At 69.6% G+C, this 11,617-nt stretch carries 14 protein-coding genes; 11 read left to right on the forward strand and 3 right to left on the reverse strand.

Annotation, left to right across the window (positions count from 1 at the left end):
- The 5 genes from ACWDU1_RS06900 to ACWDU1_RS06920 are packed head-to-tail and all read left to right on the forward strand — an operon-like array spanning nt 1 to nt 5,092.
- A complete protein-coding gene (locus ACWDU1_RS06900) occupies nt 1-1,035 on the forward strand; it encodes an MCE family protein (protein ID WP_449996336.1) in 1,035 nt (344 codons plus the stop codon).
- Nucleotides 1,032-2,138, forward strand: a complete 1,107-nt coding sequence (locus tag ACWDU1_RS06905) for an MlaD family protein (RefSeq protein WP_449996337.1) — start codon at nt 1,032-1,034, stop codon at nt 2,136-2,138. Before ACWDU1_RS06900 ends, ACWDU1_RS06905 begins: the two co-directional genes overlap by 4 nt.
- Nucleotides 2,135-3,247, forward strand: coding sequence for an MlaD family protein (locus ACWDU1_RS06910; protein WP_449996338.1), 1,113 nt, complete (start codon nt 2,135-2,137; stop codon nt 3,245-3,247). The genes ACWDU1_RS06905 and ACWDU1_RS06910 overlap by 4 nt, the downstream gene beginning before the upstream one ends.
- Complete coding sequence (locus tag ACWDU1_RS06915; protein ID WP_449996339.1) at nt 3,244-4,518, forward strand: MlaD family protein; 1,275 nt, start codon at nt 3,244-3,246, stop codon at nt 4,516-4,518. Before ACWDU1_RS06910 ends, ACWDU1_RS06915 begins: the two co-directional genes overlap by 4 nt.
- Nucleotides 4,519-4,528: 10 nt before the next feature.
- The gene (locus tag ACWDU1_RS06920; RefSeq protein WP_449996340.1) at nt 4,529-5,092 is read left to right on the forward strand and encodes a hypothetical protein; all 564 of its coding nucleotides are present in this window, start codon (nt 4,529-4,531) and stop codon (nt 5,090-5,092) included.
- 8 nt (nt 5,093-5,100) lie between these two features.
- On the opposite strand, the gene ACWDU1_RS06925 is transcribed toward ACWDU1_RS06920, so the two are convergent.
- Nucleotides 5,101-6,276, reverse strand: coding sequence for a pyridoxal phosphate-dependent aminotransferase (locus ACWDU1_RS06925; RefSeq protein ID WP_449996341.1), 1,176 nt, complete (start codon nt 6,274-6,276; stop codon nt 5,101-5,103).
- A 110-nt stretch (nt 6,277-6,386) separates the two neighbouring features.
- On the opposite strand from ACWDU1_RS06925, the gene ACWDU1_RS06930 reads away from it, so the two are divergent.
- Nucleotides 6,387-7,313 (forward strand): alpha/beta fold hydrolase, encoded by a 927-nt coding sequence (locus ACWDU1_RS06930; RefSeq protein ID WP_449996342.1) that lies wholly within the window; start codon nt 6,387-6,389, stop codon nt 7,311-7,313.
- Here the strand turns inward: ACWDU1_RS06930 and ACWDU1_RS06935 are convergent.
- Nucleotides 7,302-8,102 carry an SDR family NAD(P)-dependent oxidoreductase gene (locus ACWDU1_RS06935; protein ID WP_449996343.1) on the reverse strand — a complete coding sequence of 267 codons (801 nt, stop codon included), beginning with the start codon at nt 8,100-8,102 and terminating at the stop codon, nt 7,302-7,304. The two genes, ACWDU1_RS06930 and ACWDU1_RS06935, sit on opposite strands and share 12 nt — an antisense overlap.
- A gap of 221 nt (nt 8,103-8,323) precedes the next feature.
- On the opposite strand from ACWDU1_RS06935, the gene ACWDU1_RS06940 reads away from it, so the two are divergent.
- Genes ACWDU1_RS06940 through ACWDU1_RS06950 form a run of 3 tightly spaced genes read left to right on the forward strand, consistent with a single transcriptional unit; the run spans nt 8,324 to nt 9,755 of the window.
- The gene (locus ACWDU1_RS06940) at nt 8,324-9,022 is read left to right on the forward strand and encodes a class I SAM-dependent methyltransferase (RefSeq protein ID WP_449996344.1); all 699 of its coding nucleotides are present in this window, start codon (nt 8,324-8,326) and stop codon (nt 9,020-9,022) included.
- A gap of 53 nt (nt 9,023-9,075) precedes the next feature.
- Complete coding sequence (locus tag ACWDU1_RS06945) at nt 9,076-9,363, forward strand: ArsR/SmtB family transcription factor (RefSeq protein ID WP_449996345.1); 288 nt, start codon at nt 9,076-9,078, stop codon at nt 9,361-9,363.
- Nucleotides 9,364-9,365: 2 nt separating this feature from the next.
- Nucleotides 9,366-9,755: a VOC family protein gene (locus ACWDU1_RS06950; protein ID WP_449996346.1), complete on the forward strand. Its 390-nt coding sequence runs from the start codon at nt 9,366-9,368 to the stop codon at nt 9,753-9,755.
- 62 nt (nt 9,756-9,817) lie between these two features.
- Here the strand turns inward: ACWDU1_RS06950 and ACWDU1_RS06955 are convergent, their stop codons facing one another.
- Nucleotides 9,818-10,438 (reverse strand): hypothetical protein, encoded by a 621-nt coding sequence (locus ACWDU1_RS06955; protein WP_449996347.1) that lies wholly within the window; start codon nt 10,436-10,438, stop codon nt 9,818-9,820.
- Between the two features lie 183 nt (nt 10,439-10,621).
- Here ACWDU1_RS06955 and ACWDU1_RS06960 point away from each other — a divergent pair, with 183 nt between their 5' ends.
- Together ACWDU1_RS06960 and ACWDU1_RS06965 are read left to right on the forward strand one after the other, a co-directional pair.
- A complete protein-coding gene (locus ACWDU1_RS06960) occupies nt 10,622-11,020 on the forward strand; it encodes a VOC family protein (RefSeq protein ID WP_449996348.1) in 399 nt (132 codons plus the stop codon).
- A 4-nt stretch (nt 11,021-11,024) separates the two neighbouring features.
- The gene (locus ACWDU1_RS06965) at nt 11,025-11,588 is read left to right on the forward strand and encodes a PadR family transcriptional regulator (RefSeq protein ID WP_449996349.1); all 564 of its coding nucleotides are present in this window, start codon (nt 11,025-11,027) and stop codon (nt 11,586-11,588) included.
- The last annotated feature ends 29 nt before the right edge of the window (nt 11,589-11,617 follow it).

Consider the following 11,617-nt stretch of genomic DNA (forward strand, 5'->3'; position numbering starts at 1 on the left):
ATGAGAATGCCTGTCCGGCTCCCGCGTCCGCCACGAATACGCAGCCCCCTGCGGCTCGGGATCCTGGCCGTCTGCGTCGCCGCGGCGCTGTTGACCGCGACCGTGTTCGTGAATTCGCTCCAACTCGGGAAGTCCACCTATCGGGCCGATTTCGCGCAGGCCGCGGGTATCGGACCCGGCGACGCCGTCACCTACGCCGGGGTTCCGGTCGGTTCGGTCTCGGGCACCCGGCTGGCCGGCGATCATGTCGTCGTCACCATGAAGATCGATCGGGATCTGCGACTGGGCGCGGATACCCGGGCCGCGATCAAACTGACCACGATGCTGGGGTCGCGCTATATCGAACTCCGCTCCAACGGCGAGGGCTCGTTACCCGGGCGGGCGATTCCCCTGGCGCAGACCGAGGTCCCCTACAGCCTGGAGACCGCACTGCAGGACGCGACCCGGACCTTCGCCGCGGTGGACGCCGGCCGGATCGCCGAATCGATGACCACGCTGTCGGAGCAGTTGCACGGCCTGCCACCGCTGGTACCGCGGATTCTCGACGATGTACAGGCACTGTCGGCGGTGATCGCGCAGCGGCGCGACCAGATCGGCATCCTGCTCACCAGCACCGAACAGGTGACCACGGTGCTGCGCGGTCAGCAGAGCGATCTGGCGGCACTGGTCGGAGAGGGCCGGACCGTGCTGCAGGAACTGGCCGCCAGGCAGGCGGCCCTGCGTGGACTGCTCGACGCGGTGACGACCCTGGTGCGGCAACTGGAGCCGATGGTGGTCGGTGACAGCGCCGAGATCCAGGCCCTGCTGGACGATCTGAACGAGATGTCGGGGATGATCGCCCGCCACGACGATCTGCTCCGCAACCTCCTGCAGATCCTGCCGGTGCCGTGGCGATTGTTCGCCAACGCGACCGGTACCGGCATGGAACTGGCCGCGAACGCTCCCGACGGTGCGTTCGTGGACGCGTTCATGTGCGCGTTGAGCGCCCGAGCCGTGGAAGTGGGAAGGGCGCCGTACCGGGAGGACTGCCGATGAACCGCCTCGCCCGCCGTATCGCCCTCGTCATCGCGGTGATCGCCGCCGCGGTTGCGGCCGGTTGTTCGGGCGGCCCGGCGGGTCCCGGCGATACGGTGATCACCGCGCGTTTCACCAATGCCAACGGGTTGTTCGAGGGTAACGCCGTATCGGTACTCGGAATGCGGGTCGGTGAGATCGTCGGGGTCGAACCGCTGGGCTCCGGGGTCGATATCGAACTGCGGGTCGACGGATCGATACCGCTGCCGGCCGGGGTGAAGGCGGTGGCGGTATCCGATTCCGTGCTCACCGATCGCCGGATCGAACTGACACCGGCCTATCGGGGCGGCCCCGAGTTACCGCAGCGGGCCGTCCTCGGTCTCGACCGGACCGCGACGCCGGTGGAATTCGACAGCCTGCTCGCGATGGTCGAGAAGCTGACGACAGCGCTCGGCGGCGACGGGAAGGGCGGCGGGCCGGTCGCGGATCTGATGGGGCTGGGTACCGCGGTCACCGCGGGCAACGGCGACCGGATGCGGGCCGCGCTGGGTGATCTCGCGGCCGCGCTGCGGCTCGGCGACGACGGGGGAGCGGCCACCCGGGCCGCGGTCACCGCCGTGGTGTCCGATCTCGACGAACTCACCGCGACGGCCGCGCGCAACGACGGCACACTGCGGGAATTCGGTGCGGGAGTCCATCAGCTGGCCGATCTGCTGGCCGGCGAGGGATTGGGCACCGGTGACACCGGAGCCCGGCTGAACCGGATCATCGACGCGGTCACGCTGCTGCTGGAACGGAACCAGGACGCCCTGGCCTCGCTGGCGGGCAATTCCGCGACCGTCACCGCCGCACTATCGGACTACCAGCGCAATATCGCCGAATTCCTGGATGTGTTCCCGCTGGTCACCGATAACACCTATCACGCGATCGACCAGAACATCGGCGCGGTGCGCGCCACCGTGGACGTGAACCGGTTCCTGCTGGACGGCCAGATGGTGAAGGAGGTCTGCAATCTGCTGCATCTCACCAGCCTCGGCTGCGATACCGGAACCATGCGCGATATGGGCCCGGATTTCGGGCTGACCATGATCCTGCAAGCACTGGCGGAGGCGAACCACCGATGATCCGAAGCCTGCGAATCGGCCGGGCCGCGGCATTGTTCGCCGCGGCGACCACCCTGATGATCAGCGGATGCGCGGTCGGCCTGGACCGGCTCCCACTACCCGCGCCGGGCCTGGGTGACGGCTCCTACTCGCTGACCGTGACCTTCGCCAACGCGCTCAACCTGCCGACCAAGGCGAAGGTCAAACTCGACGGAGCCGATATCGGGCAGGTGGAATCGATGGCGGCCCGGGACTACACCGCCGTGGTGCACCTGCGGATTCGCCATGACGTGCGATTGCCGGTGGGGACCGGCGCCGAATTGCGTTCGGCGACACCGATGGGAGATGTGTTCGTGGCGCTGAAACCGCCGAAGGACCCGCCACCGGACGGAGCCCACCTCGGTGACGGTGCCGCGATACCCATCGAGTCGACCTCGGCCGCGGCCACCATCGAGGAGGTGCTGAGCCGGGCCTCGCTGCTGGTCGGCGGCGGCGCCATCGAGAACCTCACCCAGGTCATCGCGGCGCTGGGCGAGTACACCGACGGCCGGGGAGACCGGCTCGCCGCGCTGCTCACCAGAACCCGGGAACTGCTCACCACCCTCGCCGGGCGGTCCGGCCGGATCCACGCCGTCCTCGCCGATACGGCCGCGTTGAGCGCGACCGTGGCCGCGCAGCGGCCGGTGATCGGGGACGCGGTGGCCGCGGCGGGGCCCGCGCTGGGCGTGGTCGGCGACAATATCGGCGGACTCCTGGATCTGGTGGACCGGGTGAACGCGATCTCGGTGCAGCTCGCGCGGTTCCCCTCGATACAGGGCACCAACAACGGCAGCATGATCGCCGATATCGACGCGCTGGCGGCCGGAATGAACGCCGCCGCCCTCAACCCCGAAGCCGATCTGGCGACCCTCAACAGTGTCCTGCCGATCGTGCTGAAGGTGACGACCGCGTCGTCGGCGAATGTGCGCGCCGATATCGCTCAGCTCGCCCTGGGCGCGGTCCCGGATCCGAACTTCCCCGGCGACCCCGGCGCCCGGCCGCCCGATATCACCGACTGGCACGCGTTCGTGGACTCCCTGGAATACATGCTCCGACGGCTGGGCGGACGAGTGCACGGAGCGCCGCGGTGACCGGGCCCGCCCGCGGCCCGCTCGAGGGCCCGGCCCGGCTGCTGGTCGGCTCGGTACGGGCAGTGCACCGGCACCGGACGCCGGCGTCGTTTCTCGGGCTGCTGCTGATATTCCTGACCGGCGGCGGCTATCTGATGACGGGGGCGCTCGAGATCGATCCCTTCGCCGATCCGTACCGGGTGCGGGTGGAACTGGCGGAATCGGGCGGTCTGCTACCTGGCCAGGACGTCACCCTGCGCGGCGCCCGGATCGGGCGGGTCGTCTCCGTGGACGTCGCGGGGGACAAGGTGGTGGCGGTCGCCGCGATCGACGGAGCCACGCGTATCCCGGCCTCGGGGACGGTGCGGACGGCCGCGCTGTCGGCGGCGGGCGAACAGTATCTGGATTTCCTGCCCGCCGGCGACGCCGGCCCCTTCCTGGCCGCCGGCGATACGGTGACCGCCGACCGCACCGCCGCCCCGGTCCCGCTGTCGCGGATGCTGGAAAGTCTCAGCGGCACACTGGCACAGGTGGATCCCGACCGGCTCGCGGCCATCGGCCGGGAACTCGGGGTGGGGCCGGCCGGCCCGGGCAAACTCGCCGATATCGTCGACGGCGGCATGTTCATGATCGCCACTCTCGACGGGATGCTGCCCGAAACGGTGGCGCTCCTGCGCAACAGCAAGGTCGTGCTCACCACCCTCGCCGATTCCGAAGCCGGCCTGCGCGATACCGCCGCCGACCTGGCCACGACGCTGGGCGGGGCCGACCGGATGAGCGCGGGATTCACCCGGCTCGTCGGCCGCACCCCGCAGACCCTCGCGGCCGTGGACACCCTCTTCGAACGGAACTCGCCGACGATGGTGCAGCTGCTGGGGAATCTGACCACCGTGGCGCAGATGACACAGGTGCGGGTGCCCGCGTTCAACGAATTCTTCTTCCCGCGGCAACGCGCGGGATCGGCGCTGGACGCGATCACCTCGGTCTTCCACGACGGACATGTCTGGGCGCTGGTGAGCATCTATCCGCGTCGCCAGTGCGACTACCCCGTCCCGCGCCGGCCCGGTACGGTGCCCGATTTCCCCGAACCCTATCTGCACGCCGACTGCGTCGACCCCGACCCGGCGCTGTTGCCGCGCGGTGCGCGAAACGCCCCCCGGCCGCCCGGTGCCGACACCCTGGCGCCCCCACCCGGAGCGGATCCGCTGCAGACCGCGGATCCGACGCCGGTGGGTCCCCTGTCGATTCCCACCCCGTACGGCGGCGCGCCGGCGTACGTGCCGGCCCGATGAGGAGACCTCGATGACCCGATCGACCACCGCTACCCGGGTGACCGAGGCGGCCGCCGCGCAGACGGATTCGCCCGGACCGCCGCGATCGAGCCACCGGCTGCGCAACCGCCTGTCGGCCGGTGCGGTCGCCGTCGCGCTGGTACTCACCTCGGCGCTGTCGGCGGTACTGGGTCTGCAGTGGCTCGACCGGCGTGCCGTCGACGAGGCCGCGCAGGCCGCGCTCGCCGCGGCCGAGCACTACGCCGTGACCCTGACCAGTATCGACGCCTCCCGTATCGACGCCGATTTCGCGGCCATCGACGCCGGTGCCACCGGTGAGTTCAAGAAGATGTACGCGGAGTCGGCGCAGAATCTGCGCCCGCTGCTGGTGGAGGCGCGATCGGTCAGCCGGGGCACGGTCACCGCGGCCAGTATTCGGTCCGCGTCGCGGGACCGGGTCGTGGTCATGCTGTTCGTGGACGCCGAGGTCGGCAACACCACCACCGCGGTGCCCCGGATCGACCGCAATCGCATCATCATGACCATGTACGAGGTGGACGGGCGCTGGCTGGCCGGTGAGGTCGAACTGCTGTGAGTGCCGGATCAGCGGAATTCGGCGGACCGCAACCGGCGCACCGCTTCGTCGAGGGTCTCGGGCCGCTTGCAGAAGGTAAACCGCACCAGATGCCGCCACGGACCGGCATCGTCGGTGAACACACTCATCGGTACCGCCGCCACACCCAGGGTGCCGGGCAGCTCCCGGCAGAACCGCAACCCGTCGGTCGCGCCGAGAGGGCGGATATCCGCGCAGAAGAAGTAACTGCCCGAGCTCGGATGGACGCCGAAACCGGTGTCCGCCAGCGCGGCCGACAGCCGCAGCCGTTCGCCGGACAACCGGGTCCGCAGCCGCGCGACCCATTCCATCTCGTAGGTCAGCGCGTGCGCGACGGCGGGCTGGAAGGGCCCGCCGCCGACGAAGGTGAGGAACTGTTTGGCGGCCAGCACACCGGCGATCAGCTCGGCGGGTCCGCAGATCCAGCCGATCTTCCAGCCGGTGACACTGAACGTCTTGGCGGCGCTGGACACCACGAGGGTTCGTTCCGCCATTCCGGGCAGCGTCGCGATACCGATATGCTCGGTGTCGTCGTAGACCAGGTGTTCGTACACCTCGTCGGTCACCACCAGGAGATCGTGCTCGCGGGCGATCTCGGCGACGGCGGTCAGATCCGCCTTGTCCAGCACCGTACCGGTCGGGTTGTGCGGTGAGTTCAGGATCAGCATGCGGGTCCGCGCGGTGACGGCGGCGCGCAGGCTGTCGTGGTCGAGAACGAAACGGTCGCCGTCGGGAACCAGGCGCGCGGTGCGCCGGTGCGCTCCGGCCAATGCCACGGCCGCCGGATAGGAGTCGTAGAAGGGTTCGATCAGCACCACTTCCGAGCCCGGCTCCACCAGCCCGAGCACCGCCGCGCTCAGCGCCTCGGTGGCACCCACCGTGACCAGCACCTCGGTATCGGGATCGTAGGACGTGCCGTACCGGCGCTCGCGATCCGCGGCGATCGCCCGGCGCAGGACGGGCATACCGCGTCCCGGCGGGTACTGGTTCAGGCCACCGGCGATCGCCTCCCGTGCCACCTCGAGCATGCCCGCCGGACCGTCGCTGTCCGGGAAGCCCTGACCGAGGTTGACCGCCTCGTGCCGGACCGCGAGTTCGGTCATCTCGGCGAACACGGTGGAGGCGAACGGCCGCAGCCTGGTGGCGGTGAACGGTGGGACGGGCATGGGCACGAGCCTAGACGCGCCGGTCCGGGCCGGTCCGCCGGCGCGGTAGAGGCGTCACCCGGATTCCGGCTCCGGGTGCGCCCGCCGGCGGTCTGGCCCATACTCCGGTCATGTCGGACTATGACGAGTTCGGATTGTTCGCTGAGAACGCCGCCGAGGCCGGGCTGCCCTGGAACGGCCCGCCCGCGGTGCGACGGATCGGGATCGATATCGGGAACGGCCGCCGGATCAGCGGTCTGCGCTGGGGCGACGGTGAACCCGAACTGGTGTTGCTGCACGGCGGCGCGCAGAACGCGCATACCTGGGACACCGTGGCACTGGCCCTCGACCGGCCGCTGGTCGCCCTGGATCTGCCGGGGCACGGGCATTCGGACTGGTTGCCGGACCACCTGTACACGCCGCAGCGGCTCGCCGACGCGGTCGCCACGGCGGTGACGGCGGCGGCGCCTCGCGCCGCCGCCGTGGTCGGGATGTCACTCGGTGGGCTGACCGCGATCCGGCTGGCCGCCCGCTACCCCGATCTGGTGCGCCGCCTGATCGTCGTCGATGTGACCCCGGGCACCGGCGACGATCCGGCCAAAACGGCGGCAATCGCCGCGTTCGTCGGCGGTCCGGCGGACTTCGGGAGCTTCGACGAAATCCTGCGGCGCACCGTCGACCACAACCCGGGCAGATCGGTGTCGTCGCTGCGTCGCGGAATCCTGCACAATGCGCGCCGCCGCGAGGACGGCCGCTGGATCTGGCGCTACGACCGTATCCGCCCGACGGCCGACGGGTCGCTGGATCTGTCCGCGCTGTGGGACGACGTATCCGCGGTGCCCGCGCCGATACTCATGGTCCGGGGTGCGCGTTCACCGGTCGTGGACGACGCCGATATCGCGGAACTGCTGCGCCGGCGACCCGCGGCGCGGGTGGTGGTCGTCGACGGCGCCGGTCACTCGGTACAGGGCGACCGGCCCATCGAATTGGCGGACCTGATATCGGATTTCGTCACGAGCCAAGGCGGATCGCGGCCGGATCCCCGTTCACATATGTGAGCCGCCGTCGATGCGGATCTCGGTGCCGGTGACGAAATAGGCGTCGGGGGAGCCCAGCATCGCCACCACCGAGGCCACCGAATCCGGGCCGGCGAAGATCGCGCCGTCGTCCAGCGGCAGCGCGGGCGCGATCCGGGCGAACATCGAGAAGTCGGCGTCCTCGGGCAGGCCGGGTCCGATGCTCTGCCGTGCCTCGCCGGTACCGTCGGTCATGCCCGAGGAGATCGACCCGGGCTGGACGGAGTTGAAGCGGATACCCTGCTTGCCGAACTCCATCGCCAGCGCGTGGGTCATCGCCTGGATACCGCCTTTGGACGCCGCGTAGGCCGACATGTAGGGATGCGCGTAGGCCGCCGAGGTCGAACTGAAGTTCACCACCGCGGGGGCGACGCCCGCCCGCAGGGCCGCGACGGCTTCGCGGATCACCAGGAAGGTGCCCACGAGGTTGATCCGCAGGACGTGCTCGAAATCGGCCAGCGTCGTCTGTTCCAGATGGGCCGAACGCAGAATGCCCGCCGCGTTCACGAGGGTGTCGAGCCCGCCGAGCCGGGTGACCGTTTCGGCGACGCCGTCCCGGACCGACGATTCGTCGCCGATATCCATGACCAGGGTGCTCAACCGGTCGGTATCGGCCTTGGCCGCGGTGTCCCGCAGACCGGCCTCGCTGATATCCGCGGCGACGACTCGGCCGCCTTCCCGCAATATCCGCAGAACGCTGGCCTGACCGATTCCGGAGCCACCTCCGGTGACGAGGACACGGCGGCCGTCGTAGCGCGCAAGATCGGTCATGGGGCGATGCTCCTGCTCTCGGTTTCCGGACCCGTCGGGCCCGCTCGGGCAACCAGCATGGGTTCGCCGCGGCCGGACGGCGCCACGACCTTCCGCTCAGTAGGAGAAAAGCGCGTTCGAGGGCGTCTCCATTGTCGTCCCGGGGTTCGTGGGGCCCGACCCGGGCAGCCGGAGTGGGCGGTTACATGTACTCGCGAGGTGCCGGCTGATACTCGTGAAGGATGAGCACACCGGAGGATTTCGAATTCGAAGCCGTCTATCGCGGTGCGGGCCCGCTGGGTGCGGGCGCCGCGCCGCCGTGGAGTATCGGCGAACCCCAGCCGGAACTCGCCGCGCTGATCGAGCAGGGCCGGTTCCACGGCGAGATCCTCGACGCGGGCTGTGGCGAGGGGGCGATCTCGCTGTATCTCGCCGAACGCGGTTTCACCACCGTGGGGCTGGATCTCGCACCGACCGCCATCGCCTCGGCCCGGGCCGAGGCCGGTCGGCGCGGCCTGGACTCGGCGACGTTCGAGGTCGCGGATATCACCGCGTTCACCGGTTACGACGGCCGGTTCGGCACCATCGTCGACAGCACGCTGTTCCATTCGATTCCGCCCCAGGGGCGGGAGGGCTACCTGCGGTCCATTCGCCGTGCCGCCGCCGCGGGGGCATCGTATTTCGCCCTGGTTTTCGACCGCGCCGCGCTGCCCGATATCTGCGGACCGGGCCCCGCGCCGGTCACCGCCGAGGAGTTGCGCGACGCGGTCTCGCCGTTCTGGACGGTGGACGAGATCGCGCCGGCGCGTATCCACGGCAATATGCCCGATGCGCTCGACGCCCCCGCGGGCGCTCCCGGAGTGCGCTTCGAAGGCCTGCGTGACGAGCCGGGCGGCCGTAAGTCGGTACCGGCCTGGCTGCTGTCGGCGCATCTGGACTGAGTGATCGGGCCCTGCCGTTGACATGCAAGTCACGACTTGCCTATGGTGGGTGGGTGAGCGACGGCACCGACTCCGGCGGGGTCTTCAAGGCGCTCGCCGATCCCACCCGCCGGGTGATCCTCGACGAACTCGCCGAACGGGACGGGCAGACGCTGTTCGAACTGTGCGGCCGGTTGACCATGCGCCATCGGCTGTCCTCCTCCAGGCAGGCCATCTCGCAACATCTGGAGGTCCTGGCGGCCGCGGGCCTGGTGACCGCGACCCGTGCAGGTCGCTACAAATTCCATCACTTGAACCGGGAACCGTTGCGGAATCTCACCGATCGCTGGCTGAAGGAGTAGAGATGCGGATCAATCTGACGAGCGTATGGGTCGACGACCAGGCCCGGGCGCTCGCGTTCTATACCGAGAAACTCGGCTTCGTGCCGAAGACCGACGTCCCGGCCGGCGAATACCGCTGGCTGACCGTCGTATCCCCGGAGAACCCCGACGGTGTCGAATTGCTCCTGGAACCCGACGCCCATCCCGCCGCCAAACCCCTGAAGAGTGCGCTGGTGGCCGACGGTATCCCGTTCACATCCTTCGCGGTCGACGATGTGCGCGCCGAATACGAGCGGTTGCAGGCGGCGGGTGTGCTCTTCACGCAGCCTCCGGTGGATCACGGCCCGGTGACCACCGCCGTTCTCGACGACACCTGCGGCAACCTCATTCAGATCGCACAGCACACGGCGTGAACTCGTTCGCCCGGTCGATCCGGGCCACCGGCCCGCGGATTTCCCCGCGGGCCGGCCGTGATTCACAGTCCCTGCGGCCCCTGGGCTCGCAGATCGTCGACCTTGCGCATCGCGCCTCGTAGCTCCTCCAGCCAGGCGTCGGTGTGCTCGCCGGCCAGTTTCACCGTCCAGGCCAGCGCGTCGGCACGGGACCGGGCGACCCCGGCGTCGACGAGAGTGTCGAGAACCTTGCGTTCCGGCTGACGCAACCGGGTCATCACCGGTACCGCCAGATGGGTGAACAGCACCCGTTCACCGTCGATCGAAACGCCCCACGCCACACTGCGCCCGTAGCGGCGCTGGGCCTCGTCGGCGATCTGCATCCGGGCGGGGCGGGTGGATTCGCGGAATCGGGCGATCGCGCCCTCTTTGGTGGCATCCGGGACCCGGTGGGTGGTGTCCGTCTTCTCCGGGCCGGATTCCGCCGCCGTTTCACCGCCGGTGGCCGTGTCGGGGCCGGGTAACGGCAGTTCGCCGATGACCACGATCTCGTCGCGGTCGATCTCGATCGTGGGTGCGCCGGTGAACCATTCGTCCGGTAGCCGCCCCGCGAACCAATCCGGTACGTCCGCGGTCTCGGGTAGATCGGCCTGTTGCCACCCGCCCGATCTGCCGAATCCTCGTCCTCGATGTCCGTGCCTCATGGGACTCACCTTCTCGCGTGTCGCGATTACTTGATTACAAGATTACTCCGCTGGTGAGGCGCTTGGGTTCGCTGTGCGCGAACGGGGCCGGATCGTGCGCTAGCCAAATTTGGCTAGAAGCGTTAAGCTGGCCGCAGCTAGCCAAATTTGGCTAGCATTCGTCCGCTGCAACGAGGTGGGAAGATGTCTTCGATTTCTCCGTATGTCATGGTCGACCGCGCGAACGATTACCGGGTGTTCCTGGAGCGTGCCTTCGGCGCCGAGATCACCGATGTGGTGACGCTGCCCGAGGATCCGGCCCGGGTGATCCATGCCCGGGCGCGGATCGGTGACAGCGAACTCTTCTTCGCCGATTCGGGCGAACACGGGCAGCGCTGCCTGACCTCCCCGTCGGAACCGGTGCATGTGCAGCTGTGGGCGACCGTGCCCGACGCCGACAGCGTCTTCGCGCGGGCGATCGACGCGGGCGCCCTGCCCGCGCAGGAGGTCGCCGAGGGGGCCGACGGTAGCCGGCTGGGCGGGTTCGTCGATCCGTTCGGCACACTCTGGTGGGTGAATACCGCCGCGGCCGTGGGGGTCTGAGGGTATGACGGCGGTCCGGCTGCTCGCGCTCGGCGCGGTCCGGCGGCGGGGGCGCGCCCACGGATATCAGGTCCGTGCCGATCTCGAGTCCTGGGGCGCGCACGAATGGTCCAGCGCCACTTCGGGTTCGGTGTATCACGCCCTGAAATCCGCGGCCGGTCACGGCCTGCTCCGCGAGCACGATACGGCGCCGAGCGCGGCGGGCGGGCCGCCGCGGATCGAGTACGAACTCACCGAGGCGGGAGAGCGGGCCTATCTGGACCTGCTCCGCGAGGCGCTGTCGAGTCGTGATCCGCGAATGGATCTGCTGGCCGCGGCCGTCGGGCTGATCGAGGATCTGCCCCGCGCCGAGGCCGTCGAACTGCTGCGCCGGCGGGCCGCGACGATGGAGGAATGGGAGGCCGGGATCACCGCGCACCTGCCGCCGGATGCCGATCTCGCGACGTGGGGACCGGTCGGTGATGTCATCGGGTTGTGGTTGCATACCGCACGCAGCCGGTCCGAATGGACCCGTGCCCTGCTGGAACGGGTCGAGAACGGCGCGTACCGGATGGCGGGGGAGGAATAAAGGGGCCGGGGCGCGGCGGCCGCCGCGCC

The organism is Nocardia sp. NPDC003345, from assembly GCF_053589395.1.